Origin of the sequence: Bacillus cereus group sp. MYBK101-2, assembly GCF_051918845.1 — a bacterium.
GTDB lineage: Bacteria > Bacillota > Bacilli > Bacillales > Bacillaceae_G > Bacillus_A > Bacillus_A paranthracis.
In genome coordinates, this window is record NZ_JBQAIE010000008.1 from 34623 (window position 1) to 52804 (window position 18182).

An 18182-nucleotide genomic window follows, 5' to 3' on the forward strand; every position below is an offset into this window, starting at 1 on the left:
TCACTCTTACCCTTCCAAGCGAACATAAGCAATAATAGGAATACGTACAGCTACATCTTCTGGTGGTCCATAAGAAGGAGAAGTACGAATAATTACTGCCCCATCCGTCACAGATAAAAGAACGCCCGCAATGATTTCTACAGCTGTCACAACTTGCACTAGTTCACCAACATGGTTACGTAATTCATCAGTAAATAACATATATAACTCTCCTTTCTTACGCTTCTTTAATTGATATAATACTTGTAAATGGTAATAAAACTTCTGTTCCTATTCCTTCTTGCAGTGTTAAGAAATCATCACCAACTGCTACAATTACACCCGTTAACTGTCCAACTGTCACAGTAATTTCAACATTTTTACCCAAATACTGCTCTGCAATTTCTTTAAAAGGTGATGTATTACATTCTTTTAAAATGTTACAAATAATAGATTGAAATTTACTTGATTCAATAAATTCTTCCGTAGCTTGCTTAGAGTTTCTTTGAATAAATCTCGCGAAGTTTTGTGAAAATAAAAGTCTTTCCACAGCAGGCAATAACTTATTATCTAAAAAATAATCTAATTGTCTATTAAACAATCTCGATAACTTTTTCCAATAATTACTGAACAGACACATACACTTCTCCTCCTATTATTTTTAAAGTATAAAAACATATCCATACATCTTAATGTATACAAAGCAGACTCTTTTTGTGATAGGTAAGACATACATTTTTCAACGAAACAATATGTTCTAATCACATAAAAAAAAGACTACCTAAAAAGATAGTCTCTTACACTTCAATATTTCGTAACATCGTATAAATGTCATTATTCACTTTACCAAAAGATTTAATGTTGTTTTGAATGTTAGATAATAAAACAACATACACACTACCATTTTTACTAAATCCATTTAAACAGTTCCAGCCTGGCATTACACCGTGATTCGAATAACTTCCCGGGTCTACGTACCATCCAAACCCGTAATCTTTTTTTCCGCCTGTAAACATTTGATTGTAGCTTTCTTTTGAAATTAGCTTTCCAGAGAAGAGTGCTTCATTAAATAAATATAAATCGTGTGCACTTGTATATATATCACCACAACCATATAGTTGTGACATACTTGGAATATTAGGTGTTGTCATATTGTTATTTACTATTTTATAACCTGTCGATGGAAATCTTGTTTGTTCTAGCTCTCTACCAAAACCAGAATGTTTCATACCAGCAGGTGCAAAAATATGTTGTTTAATATACTCTTCTAACGGTTGTCCGCTTACCTTCTCAGCAATATAGGCGAGTATCGAATAGTTAGAATCGGAATACTTCCATTTCTCTCCTGGACCCCCAACACGCTTTTGGTTTCCTATTCGTTTTATCAGTTCTTCATGCGAAATATCCTCTGTTCCCTGTTCATACTCTGGAATTCCTGATGTATGTGTTAGTAAATGTTTTAACTGAATCCCATTACCTTGAGGGAAATCTGGAATATACTTTGCAATCGTATCCTCTACGTTTAATTTATTTTGATCTTTTAATTGCATAATAGCAGTCGCTACAAATGCCTTTGAAATAGAACCAATATAAAAGGTTGTCTCTGAATTATTCGGTACTTGTTTCTCTTTATTCGCCATACCGTATCCTTTATTCAAAAGAACTTTTCCGTTCTTCACAATAACCGCTGTCCCGCTAAATCCTGTATTTTGTAAATATTGATCTAATTGAGCGTTTTCATTAACTTCTTGAGGTGGTCCCTCAGCAGGCTGTTCTGCAGCTTGTGCTTGCTTCACTTGTTCTTCCTGCTCTTTTTGTTTTTGTGCTTCTTGCTTCTTTTTTTCTTCTTTCTTTTTTAGCTCTTCTTGTTTCTTCATTTCTGCTGCTGCTTTTAAAGTTTCTTCTTTCTTATTATGCGCAACAATTTTTGTATACATGAAATATACAACTGAAAATAGTAAGACGATAATGATTGTTCTTTTTATGTATACAATCGGCCGACGTGCTTTCCCATTCGCATTATTTTTTTCCTGATCCATGATTGCTTTTTTCCCCTTACTCAACAATAATTTACTCCCTCTACTAAAGATTTTTTTTAGTAGATTATGGATACGCCATTCTATGTCATCCCTACTTTATCACGCACTGCACATATTACCAACCTATATGTATAAAAAAGAAAAAGAAAATTTACAAAAGTAAGATTGCTGTTAAATTGTTAACAAAAAAAGAGGATATCCTCTAAAAAAATTGATGTCATCAATCTTTTCGGATATCCTCTTATCTCATTATTTATACGTGTTTTTTCATATCATCGGCAACAGATTCAACATTTGTACCTACAATAACTTGGACACTCGTGTTACTTAATTTCATAACACCTTTTGCACCAGCACGTTTTAATGCTGCTTCGTTTACTTGACCAGCATCTTTCACTTGTAAGCGTAGACGTGTTGCACAGTTATCAATAACTGTTAAGTTTTCTTTTCCACCTAAAGCTGCTACGTAAGTTTCACCAATTGAACCTGCAACTGGAGCTTCTTCGCCTTCAGCTACTTCCTCTTCATCTTCACGACCAGGAGTTTTTAGGTCGAACTTCTTAATTAAGAAGTAGAATACTACAAAGTAAATTGCTGCGTAAATTAAACCAATTCCTGCTAGTAACAATGGTTTTGTTGCAATACCGAAGTTTAAGAAGTAATCGATTGCCCCAGCACTAAATGAGAAACCATCGTGAATGCCAAGTGTTGTTGTAATGAATAGAGACAGACCTGTTAATACAGCATGAATACCATATAATACTGGTGATAAGAACATGAATGAGAATTCAATTGGCTCTGTAATACCAGTTAAGAATGAAGTTAATGCTAGACCACCTAACATACCTGTAACCATTTTACGTTTTTCTGGTTTAGCAGCTGCAATCATTGCGAAACATGCTGCTGGTAAACCGAACATCATAATTGGGAAGAAACCAGTCATGAACATACCTGCTGATGGATCTTTTGCAAAGAAGCGTGCAATATCACCATGAACGATATCGCCAGCTGCATTTGTAAAGTCACCAAGTACGAACCAGAAGTATGTGTTCATTACGTGGTGTAAACCGATTGGAATTAATAAACGGTTTAATAATCCGAATAAACCAGCACCAATTGAACCTAAGTTCACGATACCGTGTGCTACTGCATCAATACCACTTTGAATCGTTGGCCAAATTTGACCGAATACTAATCCTAAAAGAAGCATCACGATTGAAGTAATGATTGGTACAAAACGTTTTCCTGCAAAGAATCCTAACCATTCTGGTAGCTTAATCTTATGGAATTTGTTGTATAGTAACCCAGCAACAACCCCTGCAATAATACCACCGAGTATGGCCATATTAATTTTCGGCGTTAACGCCGCTGCTTTTGAAACCTTTGTCATTGTATCTGCTAATTTAGTTGGATCTACTGAACCGACTAAATCTTGAACACTTTTTAATTTATCATTTAACTCTGCTGCTGAATACGTCTTACTTAGAGCATTCGTTGTATTTTGTAAAACAAGATATCCGATTGCTCCGGCAAGTCCAGCTGCTCCACTACCGTCAACAGACAAACCGATTGCAACACCAATTGCAAAAATAAGTGCTAAATTATCAAAAATTGCTGCACCGGCCTGTGCCATAACAGGAATGTTAAATACGTCTTCTTGTCCTAAACGAAGCAATAATCCTGCTGCTGGTAGTACGGCAATTGGAAGCATTAACGCTTTACCAATACGTTGTAAAAACTGCAACATTTTAATTCCCCCTATCAAATTTATGAAATCGTTATCATTATAAGTACGCCTTAGAAAACGCTTTCTATTTACATAACCATAATAACATATAGTTGTATAGATGTGTAGTTTTTATTTTTGAATTTTTTATGGATAAATCTCCTATTTCCAAACTGTTATATAAAAGGAAATTTCTCCTTTTTCACTACAAAATACGCGAAACGAAAGACCCACTATAGAACATGCAACTTTCGTTTTATCATTCCACTTTTTCATGTTATTATTTATTTCCGAGCATATCGGGAAAAGTAAACTTAGTTAATTCAAAATAGGAGCGTTGGTACTATGCAGTGCATTGAGACAAACAACTTACAACAGTTGTTAGAACAAGTAAAACCATATACGAAAAAAGGAAAGCTTGCTACTTATATCCCCGAACTAGGAAATGCCAATCCAGATGATTTAGGGATTGCCATTTTTCATAAAGAAACAGAATACATCCATGCTGGCAACTCACAAACACTATTCACTCTTCAAAGTATTTCAAAAGTAATTACACTTGCACTTGCCCTTTTAGATCGTGGTGAAGAATATGTATTTTCTAAAGTTGGAATGGAACCAACCGGTGATCCATTTAATTCTATTATTAAATTAGAAACGACAAGTCCTTCTAAACCACTTAATCCAATGATTAATGCAGGGGCACTAGCCATTACAAGCATGTTAGCAGGTAAAGATAATGAAGAAAAAATGGAGCGCATTCTTCATTTCGTACGTGAAATAACAGATAATCCTACTATTAATTATTCTTCTAAAGTTGCGAATTCAGAATTAGAGACAGCTTACTTAAATCGTTCACTTTGTTACTATATGAAACAAAACGGAATTATTGATTGTGATATCGAAGAACTGATGGATTTATACACTCGTCAATGTGCAGTTGAGGTAAACTGTATCGATTTAGCACGTATCGGTTTAATTTTTGCAATGGATGGATATGATCCATATAAGGAAAAACAAATTATCCCTAAGCATATTACAAAGATTTGTAAAACATTTATGGTTACATGCGGTATGTATAACGAGTCTGGTGAATTTGCGATTCGTGTTGGTATCCCCGCAAAAAGTGGTGTAGCTGGTGGCATTTTCGGCTGTGTAAAAGGCGAAATGGGAATTGGTATTTTCGGACCAGCTTTAGATGCAAACGGAAATAGTATCGCTGGTTTTAAAATTCTTGAACTTCTTTCTGCTCAAGAAGGTTGGAGCATTTTTTAATTCAGAACTATCCTGCTATACTAGCAGGATTTTTTCATTTCATAAAAATCTTAACTTTATCAGCTATCCATGACCGTACTGAAACCGTACTGAAAGTTTCTCTATATCATGCATATTTGCTCCCCCCTCCTGAATAATATAGTACAACCTAGCGCTATATGTGGAGGTGTGAAAGATGAAGCTAATATTTCAAATGGGAAAACAGCCTGTTCTTGAAAAAACAATTCTTCTTTTTATATTGAGTATTGTAGAAAGCTTAAAGCTAAAAGTTGTTTCACTCGATGAAGCTCACCGATACATATTCAATTTAGAAGTACTTGAACTATTAATGGATCGGAACATCGATGATCAAGTACTTGAACTTATTCATTTCGGAATGGGACTTGAAGACATTCATCATGTGCTTCCTGAAGAACTTGAACATACGATTGAAGAATTAAAGTGGCTTTGTATCCAAGTATTAAGTGAGTACAGTATGCATGAAGAATCAGAACAATTAATTGAAGATATACGTTAAAAAAAGCACCTATGTAGGTGCTTTTAATGTTTTTTCAAACTATTTTTATACGCTTCAATATTTACTGGTAGCTCTTCCTCTTCCAAAGTATGTTCATTTACATCTTTATGAATGAACGCACCTTTAGGTGGTTGGTGATCATGCCCTTTTTTCTTATGATCAAATGCTTTCCCACGTCCCATACAAATCCCCCTTTCTTAAAAGAAATCCGTATTAGTATGGAGAAAAGTACGTCGATATATGCAATCCCTTGCTGTATTTCCAAGGAAATACTCGAACCTTGTTTTCTACTCTCCTTACAACAACTGATCTATCCCGATAAGAATTAATAACACACCCGCAATAACCGTAGCCCATTTCCCTAAGTATTCTGCTAAATATCGTTTTCCTACATACGCAAAGCCACTTATGCAAATAAAACTAAACACCCCAGAAATAGTTGCTGTAAGCCAAAGGTTCAAGTTTGTTACTCCAGCATCAAATCCACCTGCAATATTATTAATAGACAACGCAATCCCTAAAACAATTGCTTCTGAAAAACTAATTGTTTTAGAACCATCAAAATCTGCTTTTTCTGGATCACGTAAAATTCCCATAAGTACATTACCATCTTTAGAGCCTACGGTATTTCTTTGCCCCAAGAAAGGCTGGCACAAAATAAACACACCGATTATCGCTAAAACGATTGCTCCAATCAAGTTTGCTGTAAACTCTGAAATAAATAACGCAATCCAGTTCCCAAAAAATCCAGCTAATAAAGTAAATAAAAAACCAAAAAATGCGATAATAAAATTGTTGAACCACGAAATTCTAATTTTACGAATGCCATATGCAATCCCAACACCTGCATTATCTAAATTAGAAGCAATCCCAATTAAAAAAATTGAAAATAGACCTGCCGTACTCATAAATAGCCACCCCTTTTTCTCACTTTTCAATGCATCTTATGAAAATGTTGAGCAACTGTGCCTGTCTGTTTCATATACATGTAATAAATACTCAACATTTTTTCAACAATAAAAAGGAGTGCCTTCGCTATGCCTAAAGAAAATCCAAATGAGCGGCTTAGTAGATTAATAAAAAAACTTTTAAAAGAACGTGCCTTATCTATGCGTCAACTCGGAATGCTTACAAATATTGATCCCGCAACAATCTCAAGAATTATGAATGGTAAACAACCGCCAAAACAAAAACACCTACAAAAATTCGCAGAATGTCTGCAAGTTCCACCCCAATTGTTATTTGATGAAATGTATCCGGATTCTCCTCACATTAATAAAGAAAAGACGGATATGTACACATCTCTTGATACAATTCAGCAAACGCTGCAATCCTCTAACTTATTCGATTTCGACTACACAACAACCCGCGTAAAACAAGAACTTGAAAACTATGAACGATATGCGCAAACAACAGAGGGTGAAAAACGTATTCATGAAAGTTTTGCAAGCAAGTTAGAACAAATTGATAGCGCTGGTCCTTTCATTGAACAATTAACGGATATGTATCAACAATTTTGCAATGAAACGATTTCAAAAGAAGAGCGTGCAGTTCTTGGCGGCGCATTACTGTATTTCATTTTATCGACAGATATTATTCCCGACTATCTCTTTCCAATTGGTTATTTAGATGATGCAATTGCTGTTGAATTAGCGAAAGAGAAATTAATTGAGCTAAAACGAAAGACATAGAAAAATAAAGAACTATTTCAGTTGTTTCTATCCAACTCTGAAATAGTTCACTAAAAAATCGTACAAGTATACATACCTGTACGATTTCAACATACTAATCTATTTTTTTCGTATGACACCATTCGTATATAAATGCTGTTATTACTTTTGTAAATTCAATTAACTGTTCTATTTCTACTTTCTCATTTATTGAATGAGCTTCCTCTAATGTACCTGGTCCGTAAATAACGGCCGGAATATGAAATTCACTAAACCAACCACCATCCGTTACCGTTGCAGACATATCTAAAATTGCATTTTTAGAAAGAATTGATTCGTGTACTGAGCTAAGCGTTTTTACAGCTGCATGTTCACTATCTATTTCTAAAGAAGGAAAAATTTCGCCACGATCCACAATCATTGATTCTCCGCCCCACTTAAATTGTGGTGGATTTTCACTTAGCCATGGATCAGCAGCTGCCACTTTCCCAATATACTCTTCAATTTCTTTTATTATTTGTTCATGTGTTTCATTCGGATAAAAGTGTACTGTTATCCATAACCGGCACTCATCCGCAATAAATGCTGCATGTCTTCCGCCTTCAATAACAGCTGGATTAATTGTTGTTGTTCCAGATGGATAGCCTTCATATGTTTTCATGACTGCCCAGTGACGCTCTAATTCTTGTAAACTTTGCACAATTTTCATCATTTTTTCAATCGCGCTCGCTCCGAATAAACGACCCCCTGCATGGATCATTTGCCTACGTGTTGCATCATGAAACGTTTGGGGGCTTTTCACAGTAATCCATCCAGTAATTACGCCCCCCTGTCCTTGCATATGTAAATCACTCATATCCACTACGACTGCAAAATCAGCTTCATATCCCCTTTTACAGCATTGAAGTGTTCCCGCCTCTCCAACTTCTTCCCCAATTACGGATTGAAAGATTAAATCTCCAGGTAATTCAATGCCAGCTTCTTGTAAAAGCTGAATAGCAAATAGTGCCCCAGCCAGTCCCCCTTTCATATCTGCTGCACCACGTCCAACTAACCAACCATCTTTTATAAATGGCTCAAACGGATTCGTTTCCCACGCCTCATCTGCTGATATTTCCGCTACATCCATATGCCCATTAATAATAAGACTTTTATATGTGTCACTTTCTATTCCTTTTTTCACCCCAACAACGTTCGGGTCATTCGGATATACATCCCATTTATCAACACTAAAATTTCGTTTTCTTAAAAACTGTGCAACAAATTCTTGCGCCTCATTTGTATTTCTCGCCGGCGGTGCTGGTGTTTCAAAACGAATTAATGTTTTTGTAAGCTCTAGTAACTCATTTTTTCGTAGATCAATCTGTTCTAATAGCTGTGCAACTTCTTCATTCATCGCTAATTCCCCTTTGCATACGTAGTATGTTCCCAGCTTTATTTTCACAAAAAAAGAGACTGTTTACAATTTTACAGTCTCCAAATTAATCACTATTATAAACTTTCTATTTCTGTTGTCTTTGTCTTTTCAATATGCTCTAAGTTACCCCCCTTATTTCTTGTCGCACGGTAAAACAGTAAACAAACAATCATAAAGGGAATACCACAATACAATGCCATTCTTTGTTCTGGAATAAAGGCCATACCAACAATTACCGTTACATTTAATACTAACGCAAGCAGTGGTACGAACGGATACAGCGGTGTTTTAAATTTCAAGTTTTTCACATCTCCGCCCTGCTTCACATATGACCTTCTAGCTAATAAGTTAGATAGAGCAATAGATGCCCAAACTAATATCGCTCCGAACCCGGCAATAGAAAGTAGCCATAAATAAACTGTATCTTCCGCATAAATACCTGACAGTAATGAAAGACAACCTACAATTGTACTTACAATCAACGCATAAATAGGAACACCATTTTTAGATAACTTACCAAAAATCGGACTAATCATTCCTTGATTAGACATAGACCATAGCATACGAGAAGTTGCATATAATCCTGAATTCGCAACGGATAGTACTGCTGTAATGATAACGAAATTGATAATATCGGCTGCATAAGGAATACCAATTTTATCAAATACAACTACGAATGGACTTTCTATCACTCCTGCTTGTTGCCATGGGAATAATCCTGCAAGAATGAAAATAGATAATACAAAGAACACAAGTATACGCCAAACTGTATTATTAATTGCCTTCGGGATTGTTTTTTCTGGATTTTCACTCTCCCCAGCTGCAATACCAACCAGCTCTGTTCCTTGGAAGGAAAAATTAACAGCAATCATCGTAATTAAAATAGCGGATAATCCATTTGGAAACAACCCACCATAATCAGTAAAGCTAGAAAACATTGGTGCTGGTTCATTTCCTTTCATATCTAGAAAACCAAACATTGCTGCCCCGCCCAAAATAATAAATGCAATGATTGTAATGACTTTAATACTTGCAAACCAAAATTCAACTTCTGCAAAACTTCTTGAAGATAACGCATTAATAGCAAAAAGTAATGCCGCAAACACTACGCACCAAATCCAAGACGGTACATCAGGAAACCATCGTTTCATTAAAATACTAACTGCAATTAATTCAATACCTATTGTAGCCGACCAGTTTAGCCACGACATCCATCCGACTACATAACCCGCTGCAGGGGAAATATGCTTCGTCGCATACGTTTGATAAGATCCTGCGTCAGGCATCGCAACAGCTAATTCTCCGAGACAGAGCATCGTTAAATACATAACAAATCCTCCAACAAGATAAGCTACAATCGCTCCTCCAGGCCCAGCTTCATGAATTGTATACCCCGATCCTAAAAAAAGTCCGGTACCAATAACTCCTCCAAGTGCAATCATAAATATGTGTCTGCTTTTCAATTCCCTTTTTAATCCTTGGTTTTGATCCATCATAAAAATCCCCCCTTTTCCCTTTGGAAACCCATTTCATGTAAGCGTTTTTAAAATTTTTTATACGAAAAATAATTATTGAAAAGAGCAAAATACATAGTATTAATCACTACCTGTTATTAAAAGATCATCCCTCACTGTTATTAATAACTTTTTATCAGCGATAGCTTGTCCTTCTACTACTTCTAATGACTCGATATATCCACTGATTCCTACCTTAATTTCTACTTTCTGTTTATCTATTGTTTCAATTAACGCTAATTTCTCCCATTCGTATACGTAAGAACTTTCCGTAACAAATAACTTCTCAACTTTCCCGTAACAAGGACTATACACGCCTTCTATAACCGTCTTCACTTTATACACTCCTCCTTCTTATTAATTGGTACTGAAACGTTGCATATCCCTCCTTTAAAAATTTCAACTATTCTTTATGCAAAATGCGTACCAATCTTAAATTCCTATTTAAAATGAGGGTTCCTCACAAAAAAATCTTCATAACCGCAAATTTTTTCTACCGTGTAAGAAGTTTTAAAAGGAAAATCGCAAAAAAATTTTGCGATTTTATAAGAATTTTAATAAAATTATAAAAAGTCAGTCTTCATAGGGTGAAATGAGGAGAAGATAATCTATGCGTACAGAAGAAATTAATTTGAAACAGATCATTGAAATGAATATGCTATATGAAACTTTGCTCAATGAACTCGATATCGGGATTCATATTATTAATGAGGAAGGTAAAACGATTATCTATAACCGTAAAATGATGGAAATTGAATCAATGGAGCGCTCAGATGTGCTATATAAAAGTCCTTTAGAAGTATTCGCATTTGAAGAAAATAAAAATAGTACTCTTATAGAAGCATTAAAATTAGGAAAAACAAACAAAAATATAAAACAAACGTACTTTAACAATAAAGGGCAAGAAATTACGACGATTAACGATACTTTCCCTATAATAGAAAATGGAAAAATTAAAGGCGCTATTGAAATTTCAAAAGAGATGAATCACTTAAAGCAAACAATAAAAATGGACTCTTCCCGAAAACAAAACACTAAATTTACCTTTGATCACATAATTGGTGATTCTGAAGCCATTCAATCAACCATTGCGGAAGGAAAAAGGGTAATTCGTACATCCTCCTCCATACTTCTCGTAGGAGAAACAGGAACTGGAAAAGAACTATTTGCACAAAGTATCCATAATGAAAGTCAGCGTTCAGGCAAACCATTTATTTCACAAAACTGTGCCGCTATACCTGATACGTTAATGGAAAGTTTATTATTTGGTACGAACCGGGGGGCATTTACAGGAGCAATCGATAAAGCTGGTTTATTTGAAGAAGCAAACGGAGGAACTTTGTTATTAGATGAGATCAACTCATTAAGTCCAGCACTTCAAGCGAAGTTACTGCGAGCTATACAAGAAAAAACAATACGAAGAATCGGGGGCACACAAGAAAAAGAAATTGATGTTCGTATTATAGCAACTATTAATGAAGACCCCCTTGAAGCTATTACACATAATCGATTACGGGAAGACTTATATTACCGATTAAGCGTCGTTACTTTATGCCTCCCGCCTTTACGTGAACGAAAAGAAGATATTTCCGCTCTTGTTCAGCACTTTATCGAAAAGTACAACATTCAATTTGGACTCGCTGTAACGGATGTAGATATACATGTAAGAGAATTCTTGTATGCATATGATTGGCCTGGAAACGTCCGAGAATTGGAACATATCATTGAAGGTTCAATGAACTTGGTTGAAGATGAAAATATTATTACGGCGTTTCATCTTCCTACTCGCTTTCGTGAACAAATAAAAAAAGAATCCAATACGCAACCTTTCCTAACTAATAACGATACTGATAGACCTAAAACGTTAAAACACACAATAGAAGCAATGGAAAAGAACTACATCACTCAAATTCTGAAAGAGTATCACGGTAATATTTCACAAGCTGCAAAGTTTTTAGGATTAAGTAGGCAAAACTTACAATATCGAATTAAAAAACTGCATTTACACATATGAAATGAAACTTGAATGAGTCGATTACTAACTCTCACCTATTCGACTTTTATTGCTTATTCATATAGCAGAAATCTGCTTTAAAGTACAAATAAACATTTGGTAAAATATGCTATAATAAAAATATAACATACTAGAAAGGAACGATATATATGAGTAATGATAACAAATTAAAGTTATTACAATACTTAGCCTTCTTCCCTACCATTGTATGTATGATGTTACTAGTTGATATAAACGCCTATCCTTATGCAAAACTATTAGCAACAATTAGCGGCTCTTTTGCAGCTATTATGCTTGCTGTTTTTTGGAATTTGAAGATACGTATGAAGAAAGAGAAATCTTCTTAACGCCAAAACATAAAAAAATCGAGCCTACACAGCTCGATTTTTTTACTGACTATTAAAACTCAACATTCTCCAAATACAAACCACTTGCCTCAGCAAGGCAATTAATTTGATTGCGTTGTTTCGACTCTAAAATGTGTGGAATTGCTTCTGCATCTAATTGTCCTAATCCAACTTCAATTAATGCTCCAACAATTTTTCGTACCATGTTATGAAGGAATCCGTTACCACTTACTCTAATTTGTACAAATCCTGCTTCTTCCATCACTTCAAGTGTATATACTTCTCGAACCATAGACTTTTTCTTTGATTTCGCATTTGAAAAAGCAGTAAAGTCATGTGAACCAACTAAATGTTTCGCAGCTTCTTTCATGCTTTTCACATTTAATTTTTTATTCACATGCATGCTGTATTTACGCATAAATGGATTTGTATGCTCTTCATTCCAAATCTTATAAAGATATGTTTTTGCTTTAGAATTGTAACGAGCATGGAAGCGGTCTTGTACTTCTTCCACGTTCGTAATGCTAATATCATTTGGTAAATATTGATTCAAATATTTTTTCACTTTATGTTCCACTAACTTTTCATCACTTTGAAAGTTAGCAACTTGATTCAAAGCATGCACACCAGCGTCAGTTCTACTGCAACCGATAATTTCAATTTCTTTTCCGACCATTTCAGATATAACACTTTCGATTTTTCCTTGAATCGTATTATCGTTATTACCGAGACGTTGCCATCCTTTAAAACGTGCACCATCGTACTGAATCGTTAATTTATAATTATTCATTTTACTCTCCTTCATAGAAAATATTCCCTCATATCGTGAGGGAATATGAATAAACTCTACTTTCTAACAAGCTTCACTACATTTTCTACATGAGCTGTATGCGGGAACATATCAACTGGTTGCACATACTCCACTTCATAACTCTTCATTAATGCTTGTACATCACGAGCTAATGAAGAAGGATTACAAGATACATAAACAACTTGTTTCGGCTTCACCTTTAAAATTGTTTCCAATAATTTATCATCGCAACCTGTACGAGGTGGATCGACAACAATTACATCTGGACGCCATCCTTCTTCTACCCATTTCGGTAACCATTGTTCAGCTTTACCTGCTTCATATTTCGTATTTGTAAATCCGTGACGCTTCGCATTTTTTCTTGCATCTGCAATCGCTTCTGGAATTACATCCATACCACGTACTTCCGCCGCATCATTTGCAAGCCAAAGTCCGATTGTACCAACACCACAATACGCATCTACAATTTTCTCATTTCCTGTTAAAGCAGCCGCTTTTTTCGCTTCATTGTATAAAACAACCGTTTGTTCTGGATTCAACTGGAAGAATGCACGTGCTGATAGTTCAAATGATAAATCACCAAGTGTTTCTTGAATTACTTCTTTTCCAGCTAATTTAAATGTTTTATCACCGAAAATAACAGATGTTTTACGCCAGTTTACATTTTGCATAATCGATTTAACAGCTGGCATCTGTTTTTGTACTTCTGCAATAAATTGTTCTTTATTTGGCAACTCTTCTTTTGTTGTAATCAGTGTAACTTGTACTTCCCCTGTTTGAACTGCAGTACGTGTCACAATTGTACGTACTAAACCTTTTTGTTTTTTCTCATTGTAAATAGAAACATTTAATTTTTCTAAAATACGTCTTACAACTTTTGTCGCTTCATTCGTTGCTTTATGTTGAATCATACAATGAGCAATATCAATTAACTGATGTGAGTTTTGTTTATACAGCCCTGTAATAACCTTTTCGTCTTTACGCCCCACTTGTAATTGACTCTTATTACGATAATGCCATGGATTTTCCATGCCAAGCGTCGGACGAATTTTCTCTTCCATACTGTTTTTCATATACTTCTCAAATGCTTGTACAACGATATCACGCTTTTGATTTAATTGTTCTTTATAATCTAAATGTTGCAATTGGCAACCGCCGCACTCTTCATATACCGGACATGGTGCTTTCACGCGATGTGGTGAAGCTTTACGAACTTTTTTCACTTTCGCTTCAGCGAAGCCACGCTGAATTTTCGTCGTTTCAGCAACAACCTCTTCTCCTGGTAATGCCCCTGGAATGAAAACAACTTGTCTCTTAAAATAACCAACGCCTTCTCCGTTAATCCCAAGACGTTTAATTGTCACAGGAAACGTTTGACCAACTTCCAACTTACTCTCATGTTGCTTTTGTATCATTATTACACCTCTACTCTATACTTTTCCATAAATATAACGCTGCATAACTGCAGTATGGTTCACACTCTTGTTTCACTTTTTCTAAAAATGCATCATCAGGTTTATCATCTAATTGAAATACACCTTGTACTGCACGCTGAATCCCAATGTCTGCTTTCGGAAACATATTTTTCCGTCCAAGCCCAAACATTAAAAAGTTTTGCACTGTCCATGTACCAATCCCCCTAATTGGTAACAATTGTGCTGAAACCTCTTCTTCCGCCTTGGTTTCTATACTCGCTAAATTTAATGTACCGCTGGCAATACTTCGACCTAATCCTACTATATATTCAGCCTTTCGCTGACTAAACTTCTGCTCTCTCAATTCCTCTATTGAAATATTTGCTACTATTTCTGGAGTGGGGAAAAAGAATACACCGTTCTTCTCTGTTCCATATCGTTTCACAAACTGTTCTGTTAACACAGTAGCAAATTTCAAATTTATTTGTTGATGAATGATACAGCGAAGAAGACAAGCAAAATAATCAAATTCTAAAATAATTGGAGTATAAGCATATGTTTCAAATAGTGGACGTAATGATGTGTTTAAAAAATGATTTTGTATATCTTGAAACGGTTCATTCCAATGAAAAATGGCCCTCATTCGTTTCATGACTTTCTCTGAATCTCCTGTCTGACTAGAAATCCAAAACTGTGGATTTTGAACAGTACCAATCCCTTGCAGACGAACAACAATCTGTTCCTCGTCTATACAAAGCGGGACATAAATAACTTTCTCATCTAATTGAATGACGTTAAGAGGATCAAAAGATAAACGTTTTAATACTTCTTCAAAATGATACGGATACTCTAACGTAACATGTTCGCTCCACATACGTTTCCCCATCCTTTTTACACATCATTATAGCATGAGAAAACCGCAAGCATACATGCTTACGGTTGATTGCTTTTTACTAAGTCATCTAGACTTTTAAAATGATACCCTTTCTCGCGCAAATCATCAATGATTTTTGCAAGTGCTTCTGCATTATCTTTTGATATTGCATGAAGTAATAAAATAGATCCTGGATGAATCATCGTCATAACATTATTATGCGCATATTGCCATCCTCTTTGCTGATCTACTTTCCAATCCAAAAATGCAAGTGACCAAAATACATTATAGTAGCCCATTTCTTTCGTAAGAGCTAACGTTCTTTCACTAAATACGCCGCGCGGGGGACGTACATATTTCACTTCTTTTTGCCCAGTTACTTTTTTAATTTCTTCCGTTACACTCGTTAATTCTTCACGAAGTTTCTCATCATTTACCGCTGTGAAATCAGGATGACTCCAAGAATGGTTTCCAATAATGTGTCCTTCATTCTTCATTCTTAACAATAAATCTTTTTGTGTTTTAATGTAATGCCCCGTTACAAAGAAAGTTGCTGGTACTTTTTTCTCTTTTAATACGTCTAAGATTTTCCCTGTGTATCCATTTTCATAACCATTATCAAATGTTAAATAAATATCTTTTTTCTTCGTATCCCCTAAATAAAACCCGCCATTTTTTTGTAGTAAATCTGTATATAACTTTCCTGCATCTGGTACTGTTTCATTTTTAGGACGCGGGATTCCCCAGTTATGTGGAGTATTTGTATAAGCTAATGCCGAAACTGGAACAAGTGCCATCATAATTGAAAAAATGAGACCGATATATAACCATTTATGTTTCATAAATAGTCTCCTTTCCATATATAATCGTACTCGTAGTTTCTGTTGCTACGCATTCTTTCATGCTGAACATGTTTTTCTATATATACCAAAAAAATGCATCTCGAATCGTTCGAGATGCATTTTTGTTTACTTAAATACTGGCTCTTTAAAGCTAGCTAATTTTTCAAGTGATGTTTTATCAACATCTGCATGTAAGCTATTACCGTGAGAATCCATTGTTACAACTGCTTTAAATCCATCGATACGTAAATGCCACATTGCCTCTGGAATACCAAATTGTAAGAAATCAACATCTTTCACTTCTTTAATACATTCAGCATAATATTGCGCTGCACCACCAATTGCGTTTAAATATACACCGCCGTGTTCTTCTAAAGCTGCTAATGTTTTCGCACCCATGCCGCCTTTTCCAATGACAGCTCTAATACCGAATTTCTTCATAATATCACCTTGGTACGGTTCTTCCCGAATACTTGTCGTTGGACCTGCCGCTTTAATTTGCCAATTGTCATTGTCATCTTTCACAACAACTGGACCACAGTGGTAAATAATTTGTCCATTTAAATCTACTGGACAATCGTTATCCATTAAATGCTTATGAATTGCGTCACGACCTGTATACATCATGCCATTAATTGTTACAACATCACCAACGCGAAGTTCACGAATTTGCTCTTCTGTAATTGGCGCTTGTAATACAATTTCACGCTGCTCCGTTTTTTCTTGTACTTCTTGCTCCAGTGTATCTTCACCTTCTTGATATAACCAATCCATAATTTCACCTGTTTCAGGATGGATTGTTACACCAAGGCGACGGTATGCCCAGCAATTATACGCCACAGATACGTAGAAACTAGCTGGCAGACGGTTATACACGCCAATTTTACAGCCAAGTAAAGTTGTTTCTCCGCCAAATCCCATCGTACCAATGCCAAGCTTATTCGCATTTTCTAATACATATTCTTCAAGTTGTTGTAATTCTGGGATTGGATTGACATCATCTAATGTACGGAATAATTGATTTTTTGCTAATTCGTAACCTGATGTGCGGTCTCCCCCGATACCAACACCAATTACACCTGCACTACATCCTTGACCTTGTGCTTGATATACTGCATGAAGAAGGCATTTACGAATCCCTTCTAAATCACGGCCAGCTCGTCCAAGTCCTTCTAGTTCACACGGTAAGCTATACTGAATATTTTTATTCTCACAGCCACCCCCCTTTAGGATTAAACGTGCATCAATATAATCTTTTTCCCATTGTTCAAACTTAATAACCGGTGTACCTGGTCCTAAATTATTTCCACTATTGTCTCCAAAAAGAGAATCAACAGAATTTGGACGAAGTTTACCATCTTTTGTCGCCCGCTCAAGCGCATTATAGATAGCTTCCTTCAACTTTAATTGATTCACACCAACTGGTGTATAAATTTTAAACGTTGGCATCCCTGTATCTTGGCAAATTGGCGAGATGTTATCATCAGCCATTTTAATATTATTTGTAATTGTGCCAAGTGCCATCGCAGAACGAGTCCCTGCATTTTCTCGCTCTTTCGCTTGTTGAATCGCACGACGAACATCTTTCGGTAAGTTCGTTGACGTTTCAACAATTAGTTGATACATGCTTTCTTGAAGCTTTTCCATTGTTACTTCCCCCTCAATTGTGAACGCTACCAAAACGTTATGAGCTGAAAATTCCATTGTTATGCTCTTCAGCTTTTTATTTCTTTCACGCTATT

The 18182-nt window shown here is 35.6% G+C and carries 20 protein-coding genes; 5 read left to right on the forward strand and 15 right to left on the reverse strand.

Features of this window, described 5'->3' with window-relative positions; all coding sequences use genetic code 11:
- Nucleotides 1-6 precede the first annotated feature (6 nt).
- The 5 genes from ACTFSI_RS16535 to ACTFSI_RS16555 all read right to left on the reverse strand — a co-directional run bounded on the left by ACTFSI_RS16535 (nt 7) and on the right by ACTFSI_RS16555 (nt 4020).
- Nucleotides 7-201: a hypothetical protein gene (locus tag ACTFSI_RS16535; protein WP_000899467.1), complete on the reverse strand. Its 195-nt coding sequence runs from the start codon at nt 199-201 to the stop codon at nt 7-9.
- 16 nt (nt 202-217) lie between these two features.
- The gene (locus tag ACTFSI_RS16540; RefSeq protein WP_044790795.1) at nt 218-619 is read right to left on the reverse strand and encodes a hypothetical protein; all 402 of its coding nucleotides are present in this window, start codon (nt 617-619) and stop codon (nt 218-220) included.
- Between the two features lie 157 nt (nt 620-776).
- Nucleotides 777-2018, reverse strand: coding sequence for a serine hydrolase domain-containing protein (locus ACTFSI_RS16545; protein ID WP_044790796.1), 1242 nt, complete (start codon nt 2016-2018; stop codon nt 777-779).
- Nucleotides 2019-2271: 253 nt separating this feature from the next.
- Nucleotides 2272-3765, reverse strand: a complete 1494-nt coding sequence (gene nagE / locus ACTFSI_RS16550) for an N-acetylglucosamine-specific PTS transporter subunit IIBC (RefSeq protein ID WP_000938880.1) — start codon at nt 3763-3765, stop codon at nt 2272-2274.
- 141 nt (nt 3766-3906) lie between these two features.
- Complete coding sequence (locus ACTFSI_RS16555; RefSeq protein WP_002020305.1) at nt 3907-4020, reverse strand: hypothetical protein; 114 nt, start codon at nt 4018-4020, stop codon at nt 3907-3909.
- Nucleotides 4021-4089: 69 nt separating this feature from the next.
- On the opposite strand from ACTFSI_RS16555, the gene glsA reads away from it, so the two are divergent.
- A complete protein-coding gene (gene glsA / locus ACTFSI_RS16560) occupies nt 4090-5019 on the forward strand; it encodes a glutaminase A (RefSeq protein ID WP_001149852.1) in 930 nt (309 codons plus the stop codon).
- Nucleotides 5020-5194: 175 nt separating this feature from the next.
- Entirely contained in the window at nt 5195-5536 is a 342-nt protein-coding gene (locus tag ACTFSI_RS16565) for a DUF3969 family protein (protein WP_000766603.1), read from the forward strand.
- Nucleotides 5537-5559: 23 nt separating this feature from the next.
- Here ACTFSI_RS16565 and ACTFSI_RS16570 read toward each other — a convergent pair whose 3' ends face one another.
- Nucleotides 5560-5718 carry a hypothetical protein gene (locus ACTFSI_RS16570; protein ID WP_000532409.1) on the reverse strand — a complete coding sequence of 53 codons (159 nt, stop codon included), beginning with the start codon at nt 5716-5718 and terminating at the stop codon, nt 5560-5562.
- A 114-nt stretch (nt 5719-5832) separates the two neighbouring features.
- Nucleotides 5833-6444 carry a sporulation membrane protein YtaF gene (gene ytaF, locus ACTFSI_RS16575; protein ID WP_000100718.1) on the reverse strand — a complete coding sequence of 204 codons (612 nt, stop codon included), beginning with the start codon at nt 6442-6444 and terminating at the stop codon, nt 5833-5835.
- A gap of 129 nt (nt 6445-6573) precedes the next feature.
- On the opposite strand from ytaF, the gene ACTFSI_RS16580 reads away from it, so the two are divergent.
- A complete protein-coding gene (locus ACTFSI_RS16580; protein ID WP_001123720.1) occupies nt 6574-7227 on the forward strand; it encodes a helix-turn-helix domain-containing protein in 654 nt (217 codons plus the stop codon).
- A 94-nt stretch (nt 7228-7321) separates the two neighbouring features.
- On the opposite strand, the gene ACTFSI_RS16585 is transcribed toward ACTFSI_RS16580, so the two are convergent.
- From ACTFSI_RS16585 to ACTFSI_RS16595, 3 genes are all read right to left on the reverse strand, one after another.
- Nucleotides 7322-8602 carry an acetylornithine deacetylase gene (locus ACTFSI_RS16585; RefSeq protein WP_440045503.1) on the reverse strand — a complete coding sequence of 427 codons (1281 nt, stop codon included), beginning with the start codon at nt 8600-8602 and terminating at the stop codon, nt 7322-7324.
- A gap of 95 nt (nt 8603-8697) precedes the next feature.
- The gene (locus ACTFSI_RS16590) at nt 8698-10119 is read right to left on the reverse strand and encodes an amino acid permease (RefSeq protein ID WP_270363633.1); all 1422 of its coding nucleotides are present in this window, start codon (nt 10117-10119) and stop codon (nt 8698-8700) included.
- Between the two features lie 99 nt (nt 10120-10218).
- Entirely contained in the window at nt 10219-10473 is a 255-nt protein-coding gene (locus tag ACTFSI_RS16595) for a biotin/lipoyl-containing protein (protein ID WP_000859492.1), read from the reverse strand.
- 274 nt (nt 10474-10747) lie between these two features.
- Here ACTFSI_RS16595 and ACTFSI_RS16600 point away from each other — a divergent pair, with 274 nt between their 5' ends.
- On the forward strand, nt 10748-12151 hold the full coding sequence (locus ACTFSI_RS16600; protein ID WP_070805157.1) for a sigma-54 interaction domain-containing protein: 1404 nt from the start codon (nt 10748-10750) through the stop codon (nt 12149-12151).
- Between the two features lie 149 nt (nt 12152-12300).
- Entirely contained in the window at nt 12301-12498 is a 198-nt protein-coding gene (locus ACTFSI_RS16605) for a hypothetical protein (protein ID WP_044790800.1), read from the forward strand.
- A 52-nt stretch (nt 12499-12550) separates the two neighbouring features.
- Here ACTFSI_RS16605 and truA read toward each other — a convergent pair whose 3' ends face one another.
- The 5 genes from truA to fumA all read right to left on the reverse strand — a co-directional run bounded on the left by truA (nt 12551) and on the right by fumA (nt 18087).
- Entirely contained in the window at nt 12551-13288 is a 738-nt protein-coding gene (gene truA / locus ACTFSI_RS16610; RefSeq protein WP_001067308.1) for a tRNA pseudouridine(38-40) synthase TruA, read from the reverse strand.
- Between the two features lie 56 nt (nt 13289-13344).
- Nucleotides 13345-14724, reverse strand: a complete 1380-nt coding sequence (gene rlmD / locus ACTFSI_RS16615) for a 23S rRNA (uracil(1939)-C(5))-methyltransferase RlmD (RefSeq protein ID WP_270363632.1) — start codon at nt 14722-14724, stop codon at nt 13345-13347.
- A gap of 10 nt (nt 14725-14734) precedes the next feature.
- A complete protein-coding gene (locus tag ACTFSI_RS16620) occupies nt 14735-15598 on the reverse strand; it encodes a DNA-3-methyladenine glycosylase family protein (RefSeq protein WP_000269444.1) in 864 nt (287 codons plus the stop codon).
- 59 nt (nt 15599-15657) lie between these two features.
- Nucleotides 15658-16440 (reverse strand): delta-lactam-biosynthetic de-N-acetylase, encoded by a 783-nt coding sequence (pdaA, locus tag ACTFSI_RS16625; protein WP_000681212.1) that lies wholly within the window; start codon nt 16438-16440, stop codon nt 15658-15660.
- Nucleotides 16441-16566: 126 nt separating this feature from the next.
- Nucleotides 16567-18087 carry a class I fumarate hydratase gene (fumA, locus tag ACTFSI_RS16630; RefSeq protein WP_000413516.1) on the reverse strand — a complete coding sequence of 507 codons (1521 nt, stop codon included), beginning with the start codon at nt 18085-18087 and terminating at the stop codon, nt 16567-16569.
- Nucleotides 18088-18182: the final 95 nt, after the last annotated feature.

What these genes read in the sequence shown, in the direction of transcription:
- ACTFSI_RS16570 (WP_000532409.1), bottom strand. Translation starts at nt 5,718, where the DNA reads ATGGGACGTGGGAAAGCATTTGATCATAAGAAAAAAGGGCATGATCAC.
- ACTFSI_RS16555 (WP_002020305.1), bottom strand. Translation starts at nt 4,020, where the DNA reads ATGAAAAAGTGGAATGATAAAACGAAAGTTGCATGTTCTATAGTGGGT.
- nagE (WP_000938880.1), bottom strand. Translation starts at nt 3,765, where the DNA reads ATGTTGCAGTTTTTACAACGTATTGGTAAAGCGTTAATGCTTCCAATT.
- ACTFSI_RS16535 (WP_000899467.1), bottom strand. Translation starts at nt 201, where the DNA reads ATGTTATTTACTGATGAATTACGTAACCATGTTGGTGAACTAGTGCAA.
- ACTFSI_RS16590 (WP_270363633.1), bottom strand. Translation starts at nt 10,119, where the DNA reads ATGATGGATCAAAACCAAGGATTAAAAAGGGAATTGAAAAGCAGACAC.
- ACTFSI_RS16540 (WP_044790795.1), bottom strand. Translation starts at nt 619, where the DNA reads ATGTGTCTGTTCAGTAATTATTGGAAAAAGTTATCGAGATTGTTTAAT.
- ACTFSI_RS16545 (WP_044790796.1), bottom strand. Translation starts at nt 2,018, where the DNA reads ATGGATCAGGAAAAAAATAATGCGAATGGGAAAGCACGTCGGCCGATT.
- ACTFSI_RS16565 (WP_000766603.1), top strand. Translation starts at nt 5,195, where the DNA reads ATGAAGCTAATATTTCAAATGGGAAAACAGCCTGTTCTTGAAAAAACA.
- glsA (WP_001149852.1), top strand. Translation starts at nt 4,090, where the DNA reads ATGCAGTGCATTGAGACAAACAACTTACAACAGTTGTTAGAACAAGTA.
- ACTFSI_RS16620 (WP_000269444.1), bottom strand. Translation starts at nt 15,598, where the DNA reads ATGTGGAGCGAACATGTTACGTTAGAGTATCCGTATCATTTTGAAGAA.
- pdaA (WP_000681212.1), bottom strand. Translation starts at nt 16,440, where the DNA reads ATGAAACATAAATGGTTATATATCGGTCTCATTTTTTCAATTATGATG.
- ACTFSI_RS16605 (WP_044790800.1), top strand. Translation starts at nt 12,301, where the DNA reads ATGAGTAATGATAACAAATTAAAGTTATTACAATACTTAGCCTTCTTC.
- ACTFSI_RS16600 (WP_070805157.1), top strand. Translation starts at nt 10,748, where the DNA reads ATGCGTACAGAAGAAATTAATTTGAAACAGATCATTGAAATGAATATG.
- rlmD (WP_270363632.1), bottom strand. Translation starts at nt 14,724, where the DNA reads ATGATACAAAAGCAACATGAGAGTAAGTTGGAAGTTGGTCAAACGTTT.
- ACTFSI_RS16580 (WP_001123720.1), top strand. Translation starts at nt 6,574, where the DNA reads ATGCCTAAAGAAAATCCAAATGAGCGGCTTAGTAGATTAATAAAAAAA.
- truA (WP_001067308.1), bottom strand. Translation starts at nt 13,288, where the DNA reads ATGAATAATTATAAATTAACGATTCAGTACGATGGTGCACGTTTTAAA.
- ytaF (WP_000100718.1), bottom strand. Translation starts at nt 6,444, where the DNA reads ATGAGTACGGCAGGTCTATTTTCAATTTTTTTAATTGGGATTGCTTCT.
- ACTFSI_RS16585 (WP_440045503.1), bottom strand. Translation starts at nt 8,602, where the DNA reads ATGAATGAAGAAGTTGCACAGCTATTAGAACAGATTGATCTACGAAAA.
- fumA (WP_000413516.1), bottom strand. Translation starts at nt 18,087, where the DNA reads ATGGAAAAGCTTCAAGAAAGCATGTATCAACTAATTGTTGAAACGTCA.